The following is a 20524-nucleotide window of genomic DNA, read 5'->3' as shown; positions in this document are numbered from 1 at the left end:
TCTATACATATCAGATTACTGCTCCTGCTTATAACGTCAACCCTAACCTTCAGCACCTACGCATCGATCTCTATTACTGAGCCTCAACAGCCATCAGACTTATCATTTCAAACTGACGCTAAGAGTGAATACGATACCAAGCTAATTACACGTCTGAAAAAGTCTCAAGTTTTCGAACGCTTGCGAATATTTAGTGAACAAGACCTTATTTTAAAACAAAGCATCATTTATCACTTTCACCAAGCTGACCAGGCTACAACGAGCCAACCTTTAGCACTTGACACTGCAAGCTCGAACAACAAACAAACCAGCCAGGTTGATATAAAGATCGACATCCCCTTCTCCTTTCTATACCAACTAGATCAAGGCCTAATTGCCAAATACCCTCAACAAGAGGGTATACAAGAAGCGATATACAGCGCAGCCGTTGAAAAATATTTGTGGTTTGAACTAGGCAGAGCCTTGGTTAGTCAGTTTGATTTAGGCGTATCCGGGCAAGAAGTATTTGCACTGGATAACTTCTCGACCCTTATGCTTATCAACCTGAACCACCATGACAGCGACTTTATTCTGGAAGCAACGGAAGCATTTCTACTAATCAGGCAATCTATTCCTTATGGCGGCGAAGAAGACTACGAAGCTGAGGTTTCACTCGATGAGCAGCGCTACCGCAAAGCCGTTTGCTTAATACTCGGCAAAGACTATCTGGCTCGCGTGAACAGAACAGAGCAAGCCTATCATGAGCTATTAGAAGAGCTGGCATGGGATCAGAAAAAAATTGAACAGTGCCAAAAACTGTATCTGGAGAAGTTACAGACCTGGCTTGATGCCTTACAACCGCACCTCAGACAAGAGAATAGGCTCACCAGCTGGCTTGCTGCACACTAGTCTTAAAGGAAACAATTACAGTACTTTGAGCAGCGCCTCGCATTGCTGCTTTAAGGTTTGTAACTGCTCAGGAGGTAGGTCAAGCTTGCAAAGCATTTGCTCAGGTACCGCTTGCGCCTCAGCTTTTAGAGAGCGACCACTTTCAGTCAAAGTAAGAATTTTTACTCGCTCATCACGAAGACCAGGACTTCGACTCAATAAGCCTTTCGCTTCAAGACGCTTTAATAAAGGTGTTAAGGTTCCTGAGTCCAGATGAACCCGCTCCCCTAAATCACTGACGTTGATTTCGTCTTTTTCCCACAATACCATCATGACAATGTACTGAAGGTAGGTCAGGTCCAGTAATTTAAGGAATGGCCGATAGGCTCGAACCATCGCATTGGAAGCACTATATAAAGAAAAACAAACCTGTTTATCCAGGCGAAGAAGGTCTTCCGACATAAATAAAGCTTAGTACCAAACGATAAAGGTAGCCGCGGCACTTACACCACAGGTTTCAACGAATTCACTATGACGACAAACATGTTTACCAATCGCATAGCTCAAGCCAGCACCAACAATATACAGTTCCAAGTCCCTATCTTTTTGAAAGCTCTGACAGCCACCCATAAGCAGCGATACGGCAATCAGGACACATGCACTCAACTTTTTCATCAAACTCTCCCAGACCTCCTTTCGGCAATTAGAGGCTATCCTACAAATGACGCAAGTATAGAGCAAGCTTTCATCCCATGATACGTGAAGCAGTCAGCATCAAGCCCTAGATAATCATCGCTTTAGAGCGCAAACAAGCTGTATTAACTTAGAACTGACGCTGCATATTCCAGGTTCTCCGTTTCCGAAAAGTGGATGTTTGCTCACGATCTTTTTGTAAAATAATCACTTCCCCCCCCTCTCCCAGAATCGTTACAGGGGCATCATCACCCTCTATATGGTAAGCATTACCTTCAGTATCGCTATCACTAAGCACTCCATTTATTTCCAAGGAAGGGTCTTCATCATCTTTATCTTTTAAATACTTCGTGCCTGCTTTTTCTCCACCAGCTGCTTGCTCTAGTTGTTCAAGCGCATTTTTTCCCACGCCATCCTGTTGATCTTCTTTAGCCGAAGCCGCTGCACTATCTTTCATAGGAGAGTATGTATTCTTCGAAGCCTTATCGCTACTCTTCTCCAACTCATCCCTTGAGCGCATACTTGAAGGCTCAGTTGAATACTCTTGCTCCAAAGCTTCCACCGACTTCTGCGAAGTTTGCCTCTCTTTTTGCTTAGCCTGTGTTTTATCGGAAGGCTGCCCGAGCTTTTTTTGGGATGCCTTTTCAGCTTGTTTTTGCAAAGGTGATTCTGGCTCTATCTGCTTAGTAGCGGCCTGACTTTCTTTTTTGGCTTTCTTTTCCGCTGTCTCATTCTCTTTGCTCTGCTTCTCTTCAGGACTAAGCTTCTCAAGCTTTGACACATCTTCTTCAAGAGGAGATACTTCCGCCAATTGCCGGGTAGTACAGGCACTAGTAAGAAGCAGAAAAAGCAAACTAGCGAGAACAATACTATTTTTCATACCTGAGTCACTGATTTAGATAGCGAATTAACTCACTATTAGAAGATAGTGTGAACGAAGTAGCTTAAGCGTAAAACTTCGATAACATACACAAACAATCGAAAAAATAACAATAACGGAAACCCAAAGGCATGACAAACGGCCAAGCTCAAACCGTTACCAGTTCAATTGAGCCGGTTCAAGCACCCTCTTTAACGATAAACCCGGAACGCGAGAGCATTGGCAAAAAGCTAATATTCTTTGCCTGGGCGGTTGAGATATGCGCCGTGATTATCGGCTTTGCCATCTCCATTATGCAAGGCATCAGTTCGTTCACCGAGATAGAAAATAATCGCCCTCAGGGTTTGGGCTTTGGCGATTACACCAATGTGTTTATCGCCATGATGCCTTTTTTGATGGTCGCGATTGTCGAAATCACCAAAATTCCTTTTGTTGCGGCGACCTATAAAACCAGCAATACAAAGTGGAAGTTTATCTTCGGTACCTCCCTAATTTTTCTAGCCTTTATCACTTTTGAATCAGCCCTCAATGGTTTCGAAAGAAACTTTCATGCCCTGATTTTCTCAATCGATAAACATAAGAAAGAACTAGTGGCCGTCGAAGAGGAAATTGAACCACTCGAAATACGGCGCACTCGTCTGGCAAGCTTAAGCTCTTCGCAAATTGAAGCCGAATACAGCCAGCGTCATGCCATCATATCAGAAGAGCGTTCTCGCCAAGCAGAAGTAATTCAGGACCGCATTCAGGGCTTACGCGCTGCAACTCAAAATGAATATATCAAAGGCCTATCTGCGCAAATTGAAGATAGACGCGAGCAGCTCAAAGCTTTACGCGCTGACCGTCAGAAGGAACTGGATGCACTGATTGAGGCTTCACGACAAATGACGCTCAATGCCAGCAGTGAGCTAGACACTCAACGCCGAAGCCTTCAACAACAGCTTGCCAATGAACAAGCCTATCTAAAAGAGCTTCGAGTGAAGCGAGAGAAGAAAATCGCTGATGCAGGCTTCTTCTCTGAAAACTCAGTTAAGAAAGAACAGAATGCTCTCGTCGAAACGCAAGAGAAGAAGGTTGAAGACCTACGCCTTGCACTGAATAAACTCAGTGACTCAGACAAACAAAAGACACTCCGAGCCACTTATAACCAGGATATCGAGGCCGTCAAAGATCGCTATCAGGCACGAGAAGATACGCTAAACCAAAAAATTCAGGCGCTATCACTGAAGCTCAGCAAGAGTCTAGGAGCCCGCGAAAAAGATATCGAATCGGTCATTCAAACTCATATGAAGGAATTGGCACGTGTCGAAAAGAAATTCCAAGAACAGCAAGGCGAGAATGAGCAAATACGAGAAAAGGAATTCAAACAGCTTTCTGAAAATGATGCCATTATTAAAGAACTCGATCAGACTATCTTTGACAAGAGCAAACAGCGCGTTGAACTGCGTAATCTGGTCAACCTGAAAGTTGGCGACAACCAAGTCTACCGCATGGCTCAATGGTGGTATAACAAAGAGTCTGCAGCTGACCTGGGCAGAAAGGATGTGATGACCATTGCAACACTATGGTTTGGTAGCCTTGCTTTGCTTATTGCCGTGACTGGCATCTTATTGGCCTTTGCATCCTACGTTATTCGAGACCCATCAATTGCAGACTATAAAGCAGATCGAGACAGCATCCCTTCAATTACCAAGAAAGCTTTCAATAGCGCCCGCCGCCTTATCATCTACTGGAGACAAGTGCAGCGCCGCCCCGTGATAAAAGAAGTCGCCACCGAAGTCATCAAAGAAGTGCCTGTCGAGAAAGTGGTTAAGGTTGAAGTTCCTGTCGAGATCATCAAAAAGGAAATCGTACACGTACCTTTGTATACGGAGGATAAGTCGCTACTCAAACTTGCCGAGAATCACAGCTTTGATGAGCAAGACCTAAAGGAAAACAATACTAAAGGCCGTGATGAAACCAAGCCTAATAACGGGCATAGTGATGGCTAAGCAAGCAAGTGAACAAACAACAGGCGATAAAGAGTCTGAGCAATACGAGTCCGTCTCGCACAACTTCGATGCGATGAATCGTGCTATAGATACCCAAGTGGATAAACAACTGGAGCTCTCCTCTCTTTATCAGTTCCAGCAGAGCTCTCGTCGCACACTGATGGCCATGCACATCACCGTCAGCCTCTGCGTGCTTGCCCTAACAGCTGCGGCTATCTGGTGGTTGCTCTCAAGCTCAGGCAGCTTTTTCAGCAGCGATATCACCTATACCGAATCGATACTCAAGTCCGCCTCAGACCGAAAGACTAGTGATGCCCTAAAGATTATCTCTGAGGCTCAAGATTCAAATAACAATCCAGACAAAGCCTTTATTGATACCTCCTTTACCGTGTTTCACCGCACACTTATATCGACAGGTGAATATGTGGTAACAGGTAAGACTTACGAGCCAGATGACCTACAAACTCCCTCTGAACAATATTGCTACCTGGAACAGAGCCAAAGTAGCAATCAGCTGAGTGGGCAGGCACTCTCTTATATCGAAGATAAAGAACTTATACTCGAGACGGAAGATCAAGCCATGATTAGCCTGGCACACCGCTACTGCCAGTTTAGTCGCTAAGTGCTTGCTTGCGAAACAGTCTCTGTATATCGGCAATCACCAAATAATTTACCGGCACCAGCACTAGGGTAATTAAGGTAGCGAAAACAATACCAAAGCCTAAAGAGACCGCCATCGGAATCAGAAACTGAGCCTGGGTTGACTGTTCAAACAGCAATGGCATCAAACCAAAGAAGGTGGTCAAAGAGGTAAGAATAACTGGGCGGAATCGTGCAGCAGCTGCACCGCTAACTGTTAGCAATAAGTCCCTGCCTTCCTTGCGGCGCTTGTTAACAAAATCCACCAGAACCAAGCTATCGTTCACGACAATTCCCGTAAGCGCCAACATTCCCAGCAAGCTAATTAGCGTCAGGTCCATCCCCATAATCCAGTGCCCGGCAATGGCTCCGATTGCGCCAAAAGGAATCACCGCCATGACGACCACCGGCTGCAAGTAAGACTTAAATGGGATCGCCAATAAGCTATAAATTATAAACAGCACAAATAAGACGCCCCATTTCAAGCTCCCGAAAGACTGGCGCTGCTCTTTCGCTTCACCTTCCATACTGTAGCTCACACCCGGAAACTGCCCAAGCTGCCGGTCAATATAATCTCGTAGCTCCTGTTGCAACACCAACATATTGGTTGCTTGTTTGTCGACATCAGCCCGAACGCTAATAGTACGCTTCAGATTCAAACGACTAATAACAGCCGGCGTTGACTCTGCTCGTAAGCTCGCGACTTGAGAGAGCGGCACAGCACTTCCCTGGGCATTACGAATCAAGAATTCTTCCAGTGAACGAATAGACTGCCGATCACTCTTCGGATAACGCACCACAACCCTGATATCATCACGACCACGCTGAATTCTTTGCACCTCGTAGCCATAAAAGGCTTCACGCACCTGAGACATAATATCCTGACGTGTCAGGCCTAATACTGAAGCCTGAGGCAAAAGCACTATCTCAATCGCCTCTTTACCGTCTGAATAGCTATCGGAAATATCAAATACCCCCGGGTAGCTTGCCAACTTTTCTTTTATTAGCTCAGCAATACCTGAGAGAGCATTAAAGTCCTGCGCACTCAGCTTGATATCAATCGGGTCACTGACTCGACCAATTTCAGCACGATAAGTTAACTTCTCTGCGCCCGGCACATGGCCAATTAATGCACGCCACTCATTAACCAGCTCGCGACTGGTGATATCCAAAGTACGCTCTTCTGGCGGCGTAATTTCAAATATCACGCGCCCAATATGGCTCGAACCACCAGAAGAGCCAGTTGTTGCCATGATATTTCGAATCACCGCCTCGCCTTCCAGGTGATACTTATCCTGAAGCTCACGGGCAGCTCCCAGCATTGACAAGACATATCGATCAGTCACTTCGACGGGTGTTCCTATAGGCATTTCCAGGTTAGCACGTGCCAACTCACTTTGAACCTTCGGGAAGAATATGAACTTCATCCACCCAGTCGAAACCAAGGCATACAAAATAAATAAGAGACCAAAACTAAGCGCCAGACAAAGGTAGCGATACTTCAAGGCCAACTGAAGTGCTGGCTGATAGTAGTGCAAGACAACACTTTCAAAACCGTCGGCAAAGCGCTGCTGAAAACGAGATAAGCCAGCCACCAAGGCTGAGCTTTGATTTTGAGGTTGTAGCTTAATTCGCTTCAAGTGAGCTGGTAAAACAAGCTTGGACTCAATTAGAGAAAATACCAATATAGGAATCACAACAACCGGAATCGCCGCAAACAATTGCCCGCGCACGCCTTCAATAAACGCAATGGGAAGAAAAGCTGCGATCGTCGTTAAAATACCAAAGGTTACCGGAACTGCGACTTCTTTAGTGCCATTGATCGCGGCTTCCAAACCTGACTCAGAACGCCGCAGGTGAGAGTATATATTCTCGCCGGTAACAATGGCGTCATCGACGACTATCCCCAGAATAACAATAAAGCCGAAGAGGCTAATCACGTTAATGGTAATATCGAACAATGGCATCACTAACAATGCGCCCATAAAGGAAACCGGTATACCAATGCAGACCCAAAAAGCAATGGCAGGACGCAGAAACAAAGTCAGCAAGAGCAGGACTAATATACCGCCCTGTATGGCATTATCTGAAAGCGTTTTCAGACGCTTTTTAACGATTTTTGAGCGGTCATGCCAAGCATCAAGCTGAACGCTTTCGGGTAATGAAGACTCAGCTTCCTGCAAATAGGCCCTGACTTTATCCGCCACATCGATAGCACTTTGCTGACCGACACGATAAACATCGACCAAGGCCGCCGGCCGACCATTAAAGCGGGTCAGTATGGCGCTTTCCTCAAAGCCATCATTAACACTGGCCAAGTCTGCAACCGTGACGCTACTACCATCAGCTCGACTCAGCACAGGAATCTGCTCAAACTCTAGTTTGTTATAAGCCTGCCCACTAGAGCGAATCAGAATTTCACCGCCATTACTTTTTAAGCTTCCGGCAGAGATATCTCTTGAGTGTTGCTGAATCGCCAAAGCCACTTGCGACAGACTCAGTCCATACTTCTGTAATACCCGCTCGTTAACTTCAATGCTAATTTCATAATCACGCACACCGTCTAATTCAACCTGGGTAATCCCTTCAATATCAAGCAATTGATCACGTACATGCTGTGCCTGTTGGCGAATTTCCCGTTCCGATAAATCGCCAGACACCGCGACACTAATAACTTCCCGTTTCCGCTTGCTTAAACTCACCACAGGCCGCTCTGCATCCGCAGGCAAATTATTCACCGCATCAATGCGATTCTTTATTTCTGTTAGCAAAGTCTGTGGGTCGTAGTTGTCATCCAGAGTAATAATCAGAAGGGACTGCCCCTCACTGGCATTACTCACTACATCCTCTATACCCTCTAGGTCTTGCACGGCTTCTTCGAGTTTTATGCTGACACTGGTCTCGACATCTTCTGGCATCGCTCCCGGGATCGCGATGGTGACGCGCACCGAGCGCGGTTCTATACTGGGAAACACCTCCAAAGGAATTGAGAAATGCAATGAGCCTAGACCTAAAGCCAGAATGGTCAGCAACAATAAATTTGCCGCAACATCATTTCGAGCAAACCATGCAATCAAGGTGATTCTCCTTGATGCTTGTCTGCAGCGCCCTCTACTCGCTTATCGATCGCCACGCGCGTACCACTCGTCACTTGCCCCAAAGGTGTTCTAACTAGCAGGTCGCCAATATTTAAACCAGATTCAATCAGGCTAAGTTCCTCATTGCGCCAACGAACGTTTACTTCCCGCCTGGCAAGCACATCCTGTTTTTCTATTTTCTCTACAACATAGACATACGTGCCCTGATAGATCGCCGAATTCGGCACTAATATCGCCTCATCTATAGTTTTCCCTTGTATGTTTGCATGCAAATATTGTCCAACCTTTAGCGCTTGTACCGGCCTTTCCGATTTCTCAGAAGTGAGCGGCTTCACTATTTTTGCCAGCGCATAGATTTGTTGGTTTTCAGCATCAACCAGCGCCTCAGTACCGACAATCATTGCTTGCCAATATTCAGCTGGTACAACTAAGGAGTTCTCGATGCGGACATAAGCTGATGAAGAGGTATCCTGATAGCTCTCTGATGAAGGTAAGTCCAGAAATGCGAGATCCCTACTAGCTATGGGTAAGCTAAGCTCCAAAGACTCACTAGAATAAAGCTCTGCCACGGGCGTGGAAGTACTGATGACACTGCCTTTATTGACGAAGGTTTCTATCAAACGACCATCATAGGGTGCTCGAACTTTAGTTCTTTCCAAGTTTTTCTGCGCCAAGGATAGCTTGGCTTTAGCCGTCTCCAACTTAGCCTTGGCCGCTTTTAGCTGAGGATAACGCAGCGCATAATCACGCGCCGGTGTACTATTGATTTTTTCTTGGGTACGCCAATCCCGAAGTGCTTGCTCGGAACGCGCTTCCTCCTCCGCCAGAGCTAACTCCGCATTAGCCAAATCACTACGCGCAGTTTGCAAGCTCACCTCATATTCAAGCGGATCGATCACCAACAGGACTTGACCCTCTTGGACAAAAGCACCCCGCTGAAAAGCAGGGCTGACCTTTAAAACCTGTCCCGAGACCAGGGACAACAGATTCGTCCGGGTATTAGCCTTCAGAACACCATAGGACTCTACCGTGACCTGAAAGTCCCGAGGCGCTATTTTATCCACTTCGACCAATAAAGGATTTGCCTTTGAAGGACGCCCCTTGCTCGCGGGTGGTTGCGACTGACTTATCTGATAGGCCAACAAAAGGCATAGCAACAACACTACAATTGGCGCTAGTACTTTAACTAATCGCTGAGCTGACAAAACTAAGTTCTCCTAAAATAGAGGGCGTCGAATAGTAAGATCATATCTGATCCATTGCGCTTTGGCACTTATCCCTTTTACGCTACACTAAGCGCTTTCTTTCCTTAGGATACTTCACATGCGCGGTATGCGTTCAGACTTTGACCCCAATCGAGAAATTGACTGGTCAATCATCAAGCAAATCATTCCCTACCTTTTGGAATACAAGCAGCGCATCGCTCTCGCTCTGTTATGTCTGGTTGCAGCAAAAGTCGCTAGCGTTACCATGCCCTTTATTCTCAAGCACGTCGTCGATGACCTAGACCAACAACTAGCTGATAATGAACTATCCCTGCTCGTTGTACCTTTGGGCTTATTACTCGCCTACGGTCTGGTACGGCTGATGAATGTGTTACTAGGCGAAATCCGCGACACCCTATTCGGACGCGTGACCGAAAGAGCGATGCGTCGCGTAGGACTAAAAGTTTTCGAGCACCTTCATGCATTAAGTCTAAGCTTTCACTTGAACCGCCAAACGGGTGGTTTATCTCGCGACATTGAGCGCGGCACAAATGGCATTAGTTTTTTGATGCGCTTTCTGGTGTTTAATATTGTCCCCACCTTTCTCGAACTGTTTCTGGTCATGGGTATTTTATGGCAACAATATCGCTTCGAGTTTGCCTTGATCGTACTGATATCAGTCATCGCCTATGTCTGGTTCTCCAAGACCACCACTGACTGGCGCACCCAGTTTATTCGCGAAGCGAATCAGGCTGACAGCAAAAGTAACACCCGGGCAATTGATAGCCTACTCAACTATGAAACCGTTAAGTACTTTACTAACGAGCAATATGAAGCGGACCTTTACGATAAAGAACTAGAAAAGTGGGAGCAAGCAAAGCGCAAAAACCGTCTCACTTTATTTGCACTGAATGGCGGACAAGCACTGATCATTTCTTCATCGCTAACCGCCATGCTGGTACTGGCAGCTCATGAAGTCAGCACCGGACGTATGACTTTAGGTGATTTCGTATTGGTTAACGCCTTTATGATGCAAATATTCCTACCCTTAAACTTCTTGGGCTTCGTCTATCGAGAGATCAAAAGCTCGATGACCAATATAGAACGTATGTTTGGCCTGCTTAAAGAAGCACCTTTGGTTGTCGACACGCAAAACGCTCAGCCCCTGACAGTATCAAACGGGAAGATCGAGTTTAAAGATATTTCCTTTGCCTATGAGCCAAGTAGAACGATTCTGAGCAATCTCAGTTTTACCGTGCAGCCAGGAGAAAAAGTAGCGCTTGTTGGTAGCAGCGGCGCCGGAAAATCAACTATCGCGAAGCTACTATTTCGTTTTTACGACACCAGCAAAGGTGCGATTCTGATTGATGATCAGAACATTAAGCACTGCGCCCAACACAGTTTGCGCGCAGCGATTGGCGTAGTGCCTCAAGACACCGTTCTATTTAATACCAGCCTGATTGAAAACGTACGCTATGGTCGCCCTGGTGCAAGCGATGCAGAAGTAAAGCACGCAATCGAACTTGCTCATTTGAAAGACTTTGTTGAGGGCTTACCCAAGCAATATGAAACTCAAGTCGGGGAAAGAGGTCTTAAACTTTCCGGTGGCGAGAAACAACGTGTTGCCATTGCCCGAACCATCCTCAAGAACCCGGCAATACTGCTATTTGACGAGGCAACCAGCTCGCTTGATAGCGCATCTGAGTCCGCAGTGATGGAGGCAATCAGAGAAGTATCGGCAGGTAAGAGCAGTCTAGTTATCGCCCACCGCCTTTCCACCGTTGTCGATGCTGATCGTATTATTGTCATTGATAAGGGTGGCGTGGTCGAGCAAGGAAGCCACCACTCTCTTATCAAAGCGCAAGGTCTATATGCCCAATTGTGGGCTTTGCAGCAGAACGAACAAGGTATCTAATTGGTAAGTATTTATAATGTGCATTGCTTATTATACTAAGAAGATAAATATTCTTTAACAGGTTCCCATTGAATGAAGAGCATTACATCCAAAGGCATCGCGATTCGCTTCGTTTTCGCTTTATTACTTGTATTATTGAGCTACAACCCAAGCACCTTTTCTTATTACCACTGGTTGCTCTCTTCTATATCAGAACCAACACCCTGGTTAGCCTTATCAGCAGTCGCCTTAATCATTGGCTGGGTTATTTACGTTAGAGCTACGCTAAAATCTTTAGGGCCCGTCGGGCTCACCCTCGCAGCGCTGCTCGTCGCGATTATTATCTGGGCATTAATCGATATTGGCTTAATTAGCATAAGTGAACCCAGTGCTTTCGTCTGGTTATTAGAAATTTTTATATCTGCAATTCTATGTTTGGGCATGAGCTGGTCTCATATTCGGCGCAGGCTATCCGGACAAGTTGACGTAGACGAAGTCTAAGCACCTTTTAGCACTATTTATATATACGGAAATAATGGAGCAAACTCATGTTGAATAAGAAAATCGTAAGCCTTACTGTTCTAGCATCCTTAACCAGTGCTTGTATGACCTATGACCCTTATACCGGTGAAGAAGAAGTATCAAGCGCAACGACAGGCGCAGTGACCGGGGCAGTCGCGGGAGCACTGATCGGGGTTGCAACCTCGAGTAAGTCTGACCGAGGCAAAGGCGCACTTATTGGTGCCGTTGCCGGTGGCGCTATTGGTGGTGGTGCGGGTTATTACATGGACCAGCAAGAAGCAAAACTAAGGCACCAGCTAAAAAATAGCGGCGTAAGCGTTAAGCGTGTGGGCGACGAAATAATCTTAGTGATGCCTGGCAACATTACCTTTGAAACGGGTAAGTCGGATTTACAGGCCAGTTTTGAGAAAATCATTCATTCTGTATCACTGGTCTTAAAGGAATTTGATAAGACTGCAATTGAAATCACCGGGCATACAGACTCCACTGGCGCGCTATCGTTTAATCAGACTCTCAGCGAACAGCGTGCTAACAGCGTTAAGTATGCACTCCAGACTCGTGGCATTGCCTCTGGGCGCATTCACTCTTCGGGTAAAGGGCCACGCTTCCCAGTTGCTTCTAATGACACTGCCGAAGGCCGTCAGGCTAATCGCCGTGTAGAATTAAAGCTACTTCCTTTAGAAAGCGCAGGAAAGTAAAGCCGTCACTTATCGCAATAAAAAAGGGCGCTCATAGCACCCTTTTTTATTCGTAATTTGCGATAGAACTACAAAATTGCACCTAAGCCTTTCTGTAGTAAACCACCAATATCGATACCTGAACCTTGCTCATCAGATGACTTAGAGTCTCCAGAGAAATATTCAATGGCCATCTGTGCGAACTTCAGCACCATATCCGGGCTCAAGCCTAAGGCTTCAAACTGTTTTGTGACTTCTCCTAGCGCGCCTAGTGAACCTGATGCGCCACTTACTTTAGACAGTATGCCACCTAAGCCCGCGCCTGAGCTATCACCCAAACTCGGCGCAGCCGCCAACATACCCTCAATACCAGGAATGCCTTCACTCAAAGAACCAAACTCATCGCCTGAAAGAGTTGTCTGCGCCAACTTTAACAAAGCACCCATTCCACCTTCAGCCTGGTCACTAGAAACTCCCAACCCTTGAGTCAAAGTAGGCAATAACCCCATCGCCATATCAACCATAGAACCCGTCTCAGATGCTTCTGCTGGCACCTCTTCACTCGCAGCTTTTGCTACTTCATTTGTCATGGTAGTTTGAGCAACTGGAGCCGCCTCTTTCTTACCAAAGATCGAGTCAAAAAAGCCCGCGGATGCTGTGCTGGCAGAGCTTAGCATTACTGCAAATAAAAGTGTTTTCTTCATATCGTTCCCTATTGTTATTACTCAGTAAAAATTATGATGAGCTGATGCTATCACAATTTTTCCCTTCACCCTCCTTCAATCAGGCTACCTTGCAAATTATTAACCTGCTAAAAGTTTAGTCGGCTATAAAGTGCCAGTAAGTCTATTGCTGGCTCCGTTTTGCTTGGCTATAAACTGATTATAAGCACTCATCACTGCATTCAAAGATGCCGTAACAATATCCTCATGAATCGCCACCCCCGAGAAGCGCTGGCCATTGATGTTGACCTGAACATAGGTCACTGCTTCAGCATCGGTCCTATGATCAAGCGCATGTTCAGAATACTCCAATACCTTCATATCACACGAAAATTGCGCATTCATGGCATCAACATAAGCATCCATCAAACCATGTCCCTGACCTGATACATTCACCGAACCTTGAGCAGTAAAGATCTGGGCCTCGATACTGTCATGCGTTGAGCGCTTCATCTCAAAAGGCCCTAGATGCACTGGAGACTGCTGTTCAATATATGTTTCCCTGAAAAGCGCCCAGATTCTATCGGAATCAACTTCACCTCCGCTAAGCTCCGCTTCTTTTTGTACTGCTGAGCTAAATTCCACCTGTAACCAGCGAGGCAAATTCAAGCCATAATCACGCTCTAGGCTATATGCGATACCGCCTTTGCCCGATTGCGAGTTAACACGAATAACCTCCTGATAACTACGCCCCAAATCAGTCGGGTCTATCGGCAAATAAGCAACTTGCCATGGATCTTCTTTTTTACGCACAGACAAGCATTTTTTAATCGCATCCTGATGACTGCCAGAAAAAGCGGTAAACACCAAGTCGCCAGCGTAAGGGTGTCGAGGGTGAACATCTATTTGTGTACACGCCTTAACTGTATGGATAATTTCATCCATATCAGAGAAGTTCAATTCAGGGTCGATACCTTGGCTATACAGATTCATCGCCATGGTAATGACATCCATATTTCCCGTTCGCTCGCCATTCCCCATCAAGGTACCCTCAACTCGTTGGGCTCCGGCCATAACAGCTAGTTCTGCTGCAGCCACACCACAACCTCGATCGTTATGGGTATGCACGCTCAAGATAATAGCGTCTCGACGTTTAACGTGACTTCCAAACCACTCAATTTGGTCAGCAAAAACATTCGGCGTAGACACTTCCACCGTGGCAGGCAAATTAATGATACAGGGCTTTTCTACACTTGGTTGCCACACATCAGTTACCGCATCGACGACTTCTACCGCGAAATCGACTTCTATCCCGGTAAAGCTCTCTGGTGAATACTGGAAAACCCATTCTGTTTCTGGCGCTTTTTCTGCTTCGCCTAGAACCTTTTGGGCACCCGCTACGGCGATATCAATAATACCTTGCTTTCCAAGCTTGAAAACCTGCTCCCGCTGTACCGTAGAAGTGGAGTTATAAACGTGAACAATCGCTCTACGCGCACCTTTCAAAGACTCAAATGTCCTCTCGATTAACTCGGGCCGTGCCTGGGTCAAAACCTGCAAAGTTACATCATCCGGGACCTGTTGCTCTTCAATCACCCAACGAACAAAGTCAAAATCAGGCTGCGATGCCGCTGGAAAGCCGACTTCAATTTCCTTAAACCCTACCTTGACCAGCAACTTGAACAAGCGTTTTTTCTGCTCAACTGACATGGGTTCTATCAAGGCTTGGTTTCCATCCCGAAGATCGACACTTGACCAAATCGGCGCACGCTCAATATGCTGATTAGGCCACTGGCGCGAGGGCAACTCTATACGAGGAAAAGCCTGATATTTACGGTGGTCAAATGACATCGCGATGCTCCTATACCTTACATTTCTAGAGAGATGAGTACTGCTCAACAATAGGGATATTATATGCGTCAATATGTAGTTATAGATTGCTTTTATTTCTTATTTGAACCAGAATTAAGCAATAAATAACCTTTTAAGCAACCTTTATTAGCATATATATCTAACCCTATGATCAAGATTGATAGAACTGACCGGCGCATACTTGACGCTCTACAGAAAGATGGAAGGATCAGCAATCTTGAATTAGCTGAAAAAGTCGGCCTATCACCCTCTCCCTGCTCACGAAGAGTCAAACAACTAGAGGAAAGCGGCCTCATATCTAAAACCGTCACTTTATTAGATAGAGAAAAGTTGGGGCTAAAGCTCACAGCTCTAGTACAAATCAGTATGGATAGACATACTAACGACCGCTTTGATACCTTTGAGGAAACATTGAGCGATTGCCCGGAGGTACTCTCATGCATGCTAATCACCGGGCAAGCTGCGGACTATATGATTGAAGTATTGGTGAGTGACATGGATGCCTATCAAGCTTTCCTCTTAGGCAAACTAACACGCATACCCGGCGTTACCGGTGTTCATTCCAGCTTTGTACTAAGAAAGATTATCGATCGAACTTCTGTTCCCTTGAACCATCTGGCCTAAGCCCGCTGTCTTTTTCCAGTTCACAGAGATAAAATGCCACACAATTCAACTGTAAGGACTATATGAGGAAGCTATGAGCGATAAAGTCGTTGTTATCTATTCCGGCGGAATGGATTCATTCACCCTGTTAAATCAAGCGATTGCTCAAGGTAAGAAAGTTTACGCCCTGTCTTTTAACTATGGTCAAAAGCATTCTAAAGAGCTTCACTACGCACAGAAGGTATGTGACGACTTAGGCCTGCCTCATAAAATTGTCGACATCACCGCAATCCATCAATTATTACTCGGCTCCTCACTCACGGATGACATTGAAATCCCTGAAGGGCATTATGAAGAAGAAAGCATGAAATCGACGGTGGTCCCCAACCGTAATATGGTAATGCTTTCTCTTGCGATCGCTTATGCAGTTTCAATAAAAGCCAGTGCCGTCTACTACGGCGCCCACGGTGGTGATCATGCTATTTATCCGGATTGTCGCCCTGAGTTTATCGAAAAGATGGATGCGGTTTCTAAAATCGCTAACTACGAAGCGGTTGATATTATTGCACCTTTTCAGGATATCAATAAGACAGAAATACTGAGCAAAGGGCTGGCAATGGGACTTAACTACGGTAAAACCTGGACATGCTATAACGGCAGAGAAAAGGCCTGTGGCAAATGCGGTGCTTGCCAAGAGCGACTCGAAGCGTTTTCAGAAAATAGCGCTGCCGATCCCCTTCCCTACGAATAATAACTAACAAGGAAAGCTTATGGCTCGTTATGCCATCGGTGACGTTCAGGGCTGCTATCAAGCACTCACCCGTCTACTCGACCAGATATCTTTTGACCAGAACCGTGACGAACTATGGTTCGCAGGAGACCTTGTAAATCGAGGCCCCGACTCGCTTGACTGTCTGCGCCTGATCAAAAGCCTGGGTAACCAAGGCGGACATCCTGCCAAGGTTATTCTTGGTAATCATGACCTTCACTTATTGGCTACCTACTATTTAAAGCGCCAGCCTAAAAGAAAAGACACCTTTGCTGAAATTTTTGCAGCAGATGACTGCCATGAATTGATGACCTGGTTACGCCATCAACCTCTAATGATATGGGATAAAGAGCAGAAGCTTGCAATGAGTCACGCCGGCATTCCTCATATATGGTCAACAGAGCAAGCCTATCGTTACAATCAAGAAGTTTCCAATGAGTTATGTCGCGGAGATTACGAAGCATTCTTTGACCTGATGTATGGCAATGAGCCCGCACTCTGGTCTGAGCACCACACGGGCATGATGCGCCTGCGTGCTATTACAAACTACTTTACCCGCATGCGCTTTGTTAAACAAAACGGTGCGCTCGACTTTGCCGTCAAAGAAACCCTCGACGATGCCCCCGATAACTATGTCCCCTGGTTCAGCCTGCCTCGGCCCGACAACACCATGCTAATATTCGGACACTGGGCGGCACTCTCGGGTAATACAGGGCTCACTGGCGCAAACAAAGACCAATTTCAAGCTATCGATACCGGCTGCGTCTGGGGTGGTTCACTTACTGCTTTAAACATCGATACTAAAGAAAGGTTCGCTTATGAAGCCTAATTCCCAGCTTATGATAGGCGCATTGCTATGCATGCTAGCAGTGATCTTGGGTGCTTTTGGCGCTCATGGCTTAAAAGCGATGATTAGCGAGCGCATGCTAGAAGTGTATCAAACGGGTGTTCATTATCAGATGTTTCACTCATGCGGGATTCTAGTGGTCGGGATATTGAGCCTGTTCAAGGAAGCTTCCCCTCTGCCACATTCGCAAAAGCTTTTAAACGCAAGTTATAGCTTCTTCCTGCTTGGCATCATAGTGTTTTGTGGTAGTCTCTATGGGCTTGCATTCAGTGAGGCATTTACTGGCGAAGCAGTCCGTCTCTTAGGGGCTATAACGCCTTTTGGAGGCCTGAGTTTTATTGCTGGTTGGCTGTGTCTTTTTCTAGCCTTTAGAAAAGCCAACTAGACCGCGTTATATAGATATACCCTGGTGGAAAACGACAATGATGATAAACCTGAATGGCGAACCCTATGAGCTAAGCACTTCACTCAAGCTGAGTGAACTGGCACAGCACCTGGATCTCGAGGGAAAACGCTACGCCATCGAAGTAAACGAAGAAATAATTTCCCGTAGTGAACACGATACCTACGAAGTAAAAGAAGGTGATAAGGTAGAAGTGGTCGTCGCAATTGGCGGTGGCTAGACATCTGAAGACCTTCTTTCAAGATTAGAAAAATCACTCAATATATTAGCACGCACTACAACCCAAGCAGCAATTAGAGTACAGCTATGACAGATACAACGAATATTAATACGCCTTTAACCGTTGCCGGTAAAACCTACCAATCTCGCTTGTTAGTTGGCACGGGAAAATACAAAGACCTGGAAGAAACACGCTTGGCCATAGAGGCTAGCGGTGCTGAAATTGTCACCGTTGCCGTTCGCCGCACCAATATCGGCCAGAACAAGGACGAGCCCAACCTACTTGATGTTATTTCACCTGATAAATACACCATCCTGCCCAATACTGCGGGCTGCTATACCGCTAAAGATGCAGTGCGAACATGTAAGCTCGCACGCGAACTATTGGGTGGACATGACTTGGTAAAGCTTGAAGTACTAGGCGATCAAAAGACTTTATTTCCTGACGTAACAGAAACATTGATCGCAGCAGAGGAACTGATAAAAGACGGCTTCAAGGTCATGGTTTATACCACTGACGATCCACTTGTTGCTAAACGCCTTGAAGAAATGGGCTGTGTTGCGGTCATGCCTTTGGGTGCTCCGATTGGCTCTGGCCTTGGCATTCGTAACCCCTACAACATCAAGCTAATTCTCGAAAATGCGAAGGTGCCAATATTAGTTGATGCTGGTGTTGGTACAGCCTCAGACGCAAGTATCGCGATGGAGCTAGGTTGTGATGGCGTACTCATGAATACAGCAATTGCTGCAGCTCAAGACCCTATCCTAATGGCCCAGGCTATGCGCCTGGCAGTAGAAAGTGGTCGAGCGGCTTATCTTGCTGGCCGTATGCCACGTAAGTTATACGCTTCAGCCTCTTCGCCAATAGAGGGCTTGATCGTCTAGTCATATTGACTCAAGATAGACCTTAATACTTATTTAGTGATTATTTATAGGAAACGCTGAGAATGCCGGACCAGCCGACAAGCAATACCCCTAATAGCAAGACAGAAAAAAGCAACAAGCCTAATCGTCGCCAGCAAATTCTGGAAGTGCTGGCTCAGATGCTTGAGAAGAATCCTGGCGAAAGGATCACAACCGCTAAACTTGCCAAGGAAGTCGGCGTCACTGAAGCAGCGCTATACCGACACTTTCCCAGCAAAGGGAAGATGTTTGAAGGCCTGTTAGAATTTATAGAAGAGTCGGTATTTACACGCATCAAATTGATTACTCAAGAAGTCCCTGGAAGCATTGAGCGACTTCAGCGGATCGTAATCTTTATATTGGCTTTTGCTGAAAAGAACCCCGGTATGTGTTCTTTATTAGTAGGCGGTGCATTGGCGGGTGAAAAGCCAAAAATTCGACAGCGTTCTGCCCAGTTCTTTGATCGTCTTGAAACTCAGTTACGCCAAATAATCCGAGAAGCTGAAATTCGCGAGCAAAAGAGACCTCGCCTAACCGGCAGCAGTGCAGCGAGTTTGCTCACTTTAAATATCGAAGGTCGTATCCACCAATATGTGCGTAGCGAATTTAAGCGTAGCCCTACGCAAGGTTGGTCAGCACATTGGCCCATGCTTGCTAGTAGTTTATTCCAGAGTGACTAAGCTATCCGCCTCAATAAGCTCTCCCTTGTAGCTTATTGAGGCTCTTCAACCCTCACAGGATTTCATTTATCTTCCAACCGAGTTCTACCACTCGTTAAAGCTACAAGGTTTAGCCAAGCTAGAATTAGTTGCCGTTAGCCAGTTGTTAATCCTAACAAGCGCCAATTATCAGCGATTTTCCCAGTACAAAGAATAAGCGAAATACATTGCCTTTCTTTACAGGTGCTATACCCTAAGTAGTACTCCGTTTTGTCATTTATCCTCGATACCTGGCTCAGCGCCACTCTGTGCTAATTATCTATAAAGATATTTAGCGCAAATACGAAGGCAGCCAAATGACAGACTTACGCTTGTGCTACCAAACCATTGAGTTTGGTAAGACCGATATTCATCTCTGTACACTCCGTGACAGACAGCAATTTCATGATCCGGAAGGCATCGCTGAGAAACTGGGCATCAGCTCTGCAGCATGGCCCATCTTCGGTGTCATCTGGCCTTCCAGTATGGTGCTCGCACACTTCATCTTTAACTACACTATTGGTGATAAAAGGGTCCTGGAAGTTGGTTGCGGCATGGCTTTATCGAGTTTATTACTAAATAAGCAGCACGCCGATATTACTGCCACTGACTACCACCCTGAAACTGAAAAATTCTTACAACGAAATACCGAACTTAATAGCGACGCCGACATCACCTTTGAACGTATAGACTGGGCTAAAGATAATGATAGCTTAGGCCTTTTCGACCTGATCATTGGTAGCGATATATTATATGAAGACGAACACATTAGCTTATTAGCTAATTTCTTTGAAAGACACTCCAAGCCAACAAGTGAGGTCATTTTGGTAGATCCTGGGCGCGGCAAAAAAAACAAACTCAGCAAACGAATGATTGACTTTGGTTTTAGCTCAAGCCACTTTAAGCCTGAGCATACCGACTATTTAGAGGGCCAGTTCAAAGGCCATATTCTAAAGTTTTCACGCTAGCCGTAGGCTGCGCTACTCAGGTCAAAGCAGAGCTAATGCCACATAATCTTCAACGCAAGGTAGGGCGCAACAAAAAACACCAAAGTCATGACTTTGTACTGGCTTAGAAAGCTAAGA

21 protein-coding genes are annotated in these 20524 nt (G+C 45.9%); 14 read left to right on the top strand and 7 right to left on the bottom strand.

What is annotated here, in order from left to right; translation table 11 throughout:
• On the top strand, nt 1–888 hold an 888-nt coding region (locus A3757_RS24300), incomplete at its 5' end, for a DUF4344 domain-containing metallopeptidase (protein ID WP_082872186.1).
• Nucleotides 889–903: 15 nt separating this feature from the next.
• Here the strand turns inward: A3757_RS24300 and A3757_RS24295 are convergent.
• From A3757_RS24295 to A3757_RS24285, 3 genes are all read right to left on the bottom strand, one after another.
• On the bottom strand, nt 904–1329 hold the full coding sequence (locus tag A3757_RS24295) for a MarR family winged helix-turn-helix transcriptional regulator (protein WP_068513497.1): 426 nt from the start codon (nt 1327–1329) through the stop codon (nt 904–906).
• 9 nt (nt 1330–1338) lie between these two features.
• On the bottom strand, nt 1339–1542 hold the full coding sequence (locus A3757_RS24290) for a hypothetical protein (protein ID WP_068513493.1): 204 nt from the start codon (nt 1540–1542) through the stop codon (nt 1339–1341).
• A gap of 148 nt (nt 1543–1690) precedes the next feature.
• Entirely contained in the window at nt 1691–2440 is a 750-nt protein-coding gene (locus A3757_RS24285; protein ID WP_068554474.1) for a hypothetical protein, read from the bottom strand.
• A gap of 131 nt (nt 2441–2571) precedes the next feature.
• Here A3757_RS24285 and A3757_RS24280 point away from each other — a divergent pair, with 131 nt between their 5' ends.
• Together A3757_RS24280 and A3757_RS24275 are read left to right on the top strand one after the other, a co-directional pair.
• Nucleotides 2572–4428 (top strand): hypothetical protein, encoded by a 1857-nt coding sequence (locus A3757_RS24280; protein ID WP_068553389.1) that lies wholly within the window; start codon nt 2572–2574, stop codon nt 4426–4428.
• Nucleotides 4421–5050: a hypothetical protein gene (locus tag A3757_RS24275; protein WP_068553390.1), complete on the top strand. Its 630-nt coding sequence runs from the start codon at nt 4421–4423 to the stop codon at nt 5048–5050. Before A3757_RS24280 ends, A3757_RS24275 begins: the two co-directional genes overlap by 8 nt.
• Here A3757_RS24275 and A3757_RS24270 read toward each other — a convergent pair.
• Nucleotides 5040–8144, bottom strand: a complete 3105-nt coding sequence (locus tag A3757_RS24270) for an efflux RND transporter permease subunit (RefSeq protein WP_068740444.1) — start codon at nt 8142–8144, stop codon at nt 5040–5042. The genes A3757_RS24275 and A3757_RS24270 overlap by 11 nt on opposite strands.
• Nucleotides 8141–9370, bottom strand: coding sequence for an efflux RND transporter periplasmic adaptor subunit (locus tag A3757_RS24265; protein WP_068513481.1), 1230 nt, complete (start codon nt 9368–9370; stop codon nt 8141–8143). Before A3757_RS24265 ends, A3757_RS24270 begins: the two co-directional genes overlap by 4 nt.
• Nucleotides 9371–9488: 118 nt before the next feature.
• Between A3757_RS24265 and A3757_RS24260 the strand changes: the two genes are divergently transcribed.
• The 3 genes from A3757_RS24260 (at nt 9489) to A3757_RS24250 (ending at nt 12484) form a co-directional block, all read left to right on the top strand.
• A complete protein-coding gene (locus A3757_RS24260) occupies nt 9489–11285 on the top strand; it encodes an ABC transporter ATP-binding protein/permease (protein WP_068513478.1) in 1797 nt (598 codons plus the stop codon).
• A 72-nt stretch (nt 11286–11357) separates the two neighbouring features.
• On the top strand, nt 11358–11765 hold the full coding sequence (locus A3757_RS24255; protein WP_068553254.1) for a DUF6524 family protein: 408 nt from the start codon (nt 11358–11360) through the stop codon (nt 11763–11765).
• Between the two features lie 47 nt (nt 11766–11812).
• Nucleotides 11813–12484 (top strand): OmpA family protein, encoded by a 672-nt coding sequence (locus tag A3757_RS24250; RefSeq protein ID WP_156490355.1) that lies wholly within the window; start codon nt 11813–11815, stop codon nt 12482–12484.
• A gap of 68 nt (nt 12485–12552) precedes the next feature.
• Here A3757_RS24250 and A3757_RS24245 read toward each other — a convergent pair whose 3' ends face one another.
• Together A3757_RS24245 and leuA are read right to left on the bottom strand one after the other, a co-directional pair.
• The gene (locus tag A3757_RS24245) at nt 12553–13167 is read right to left on the bottom strand and encodes a DUF2780 domain-containing protein (RefSeq protein WP_068513472.1); all 615 of its coding nucleotides are present in this window, start codon (nt 13165–13167) and stop codon (nt 12553–12555) included.
• 123 nt (nt 13168–13290) lie between these two features.
• A complete protein-coding gene (gene leuA / locus A3757_RS24240) occupies nt 13291–14976 on the bottom strand; it encodes a 2-isopropylmalate synthase (RefSeq protein WP_068553256.1) in 1686 nt (561 codons plus the stop codon).
• 168 nt (nt 14977–15144) lie between these two features.
• Here leuA and A3757_RS24235 point away from each other — a divergent pair, with 168 nt between their 5' ends.
• The 8 genes from A3757_RS24235 (at nt 15145) to A3757_RS24200 (ending at nt 20407) form a co-directional block, all read left to right on the top strand.
• Nucleotides 15145–15621, top strand: a complete 477-nt coding sequence (locus A3757_RS24235; RefSeq protein WP_068512117.1) for an Lrp/AsnC family transcriptional regulator — start codon at nt 15145–15147, stop codon at nt 15619–15621.
• Between the two features lie 73 nt (nt 15622–15694).
• The gene (gene queC / locus A3757_RS24230; protein ID WP_068512115.1) at nt 15695–16351 is read left to right on the top strand and encodes a 7-cyano-7-deazaguanine synthase QueC; all 657 of its coding nucleotides are present in this window, start codon (nt 15695–15697) and stop codon (nt 16349–16351) included.
• A 19-nt stretch (nt 16352–16370) separates the two neighbouring features.
• Nucleotides 16371–17198, top strand: a complete 828-nt coding sequence (locus A3757_RS24225; RefSeq protein WP_068512112.1) for a symmetrical bis(5'-nucleosyl)-tetraphosphatase — start codon at nt 16371–16373, stop codon at nt 17196–17198.
• Nucleotides 17188–17601, top strand: coding sequence for a DUF423 domain-containing protein (locus tag A3757_RS24220; RefSeq protein ID WP_068512109.1), 414 nt, complete (start codon nt 17188–17190; stop codon nt 17599–17601). The genes A3757_RS24225 and A3757_RS24220 overlap by 11 nt, the downstream gene beginning before the upstream one ends.
• Nucleotides 17602–17638: 37 nt before the next feature.
• On the top strand, nt 17639–17839 hold the full coding sequence (gene thiS, locus A3757_RS24215) for a sulfur carrier protein ThiS (RefSeq protein ID WP_068512106.1): 201 nt from the start codon (nt 17639–17641) through the stop codon (nt 17837–17839).
• Between the two features lie 86 nt (nt 17840–17925).
• The gene (locus A3757_RS24210; RefSeq protein WP_068512104.1) at nt 17926–18723 is read left to right on the top strand and encodes a thiazole synthase; all 798 of its coding nucleotides are present in this window, start codon (nt 17926–17928) and stop codon (nt 18721–18723) included.
• 62 nt (nt 18724–18785) lie between these two features.
• Nucleotides 18786–19421 carry a nucleoid occlusion factor SlmA gene (gene slmA / locus A3757_RS24205; RefSeq protein ID WP_068512101.1) on the top strand — a complete coding sequence of 212 codons (636 nt, stop codon included), beginning with the start codon at nt 18786–18788 and terminating at the stop codon, nt 19419–19421.
• Nucleotides 19422–19756: 335 nt separating this feature from the next.
• Nucleotides 19757–20407, top strand: coding sequence for a methyltransferase (locus A3757_RS24200; RefSeq protein ID WP_068508015.1), 651 nt, complete (start codon nt 19757–19759; stop codon nt 20405–20407).
• Nucleotides 20408–20524: the final 117 nt, after the last annotated feature.

Source organism: Oleiphilus sp. HI0117, assembly GCF_001635235.1.
This window is presented reverse-complemented; position numbering and strand designations above follow the sequence as displayed.

Excerpts from the sequence above, each read along its gene's own strand:
- A3757_RS24295 (WP_068513497.1), bottom strand. The coding sequence starts at position 1,329 with ATGTCGGAAGACCTTCTTCGCCTGGATAAACAGGTTTGTTTTTCTTTA.
- A3757_RS24290 (WP_068513493.1), bottom strand. The coding sequence starts at position 1,542 with ATGAAAAAGTTGAGTGCATGTGTCCTGATTGCCGTATCGCTGCTTATG.
- A3757_RS24285 (WP_068554474.1), bottom strand. The coding sequence starts at position 2,440 with ATGAAAAATAGTATTGTTCTCGCTAGTTTGCTTTTTCTGCTTCTTACT.
- A3757_RS24280 (WP_068553389.1), top strand. The coding sequence starts at position 2,572 with ATGACAAACGGCCAAGCTCAAACCGTTACCAGTTCAATTGAGCCGGTT.
- A3757_RS24275 (WP_068553390.1), top strand. The coding sequence starts at position 4,421 with ATGGCTAAGCAAGCAAGTGAACAAACAACAGGCGATAAAGAGTCTGAG.
- A3757_RS24260 (WP_068513478.1), top strand. The coding sequence starts at position 9,489 with ATGCGCGGTATGCGTTCAGACTTTGACCCCAATCGAGAAATTGACTGG.
- A3757_RS24255 (WP_068553254.1), top strand. The coding sequence starts at position 11,358 with ATGAAGAGCATTACATCCAAAGGCATCGCGATTCGCTTCGTTTTCGCT.
- A3757_RS24250 (WP_156490355.1), top strand. The coding sequence starts at position 11,813 with ATGTTGAATAAGAAAATCGTAAGCCTTACTGTTCTAGCATCCTTAACC.
- A3757_RS24245 (WP_068513472.1), bottom strand. The coding sequence starts at position 13,167 with ATGAAGAAAACACTTTTATTTGCAGTAATGCTAAGCTCTGCCAGCACA.
- leuA (WP_068553256.1), bottom strand. The coding sequence starts at position 14,976 with ATGTCATTTGACCACCGTAAATATCAGGCTTTTCCTCGTATAGAGTTG.
- A3757_RS24235 (WP_068512117.1), top strand. The coding sequence starts at position 15,145 with ATGATCAAGATTGATAGAACTGACCGGCGCATACTTGACGCTCTACAG.
- queC (WP_068512115.1), top strand. The coding sequence starts at position 15,695 with ATGAGCGATAAAGTCGTTGTTATCTATTCCGGCGGAATGGATTCATTC.
- A3757_RS24225 (WP_068512112.1), top strand. The coding sequence starts at position 16,371 with ATGGCTCGTTATGCCATCGGTGACGTTCAGGGCTGCTATCAAGCACTC.
- A3757_RS24220 (WP_068512109.1), top strand. The coding sequence starts at position 17,188 with ATGAAGCCTAATTCCCAGCTTATGATAGGCGCATTGCTATGCATGCTA.
- thiS (WP_068512106.1), top strand. The coding sequence starts at position 17,639 with ATGATGATAAACCTGAATGGCGAACCCTATGAGCTAAGCACTTCACTC.
- A3757_RS24210 (WP_068512104.1), top strand. The coding sequence starts at position 17,926 with ATGACAGATACAACGAATATTAATACGCCTTTAACCGTTGCCGGTAAA.
- slmA (WP_068512101.1), top strand. The coding sequence starts at position 18,786 with ATGCCGGACCAGCCGACAAGCAATACCCCTAATAGCAAGACAGAAAAA.
- A3757_RS24200 (WP_068508015.1), top strand. The coding sequence starts at position 19,757 with ATGACAGACTTACGCTTGTGCTACCAAACCATTGAGTTTGGTAAGACC.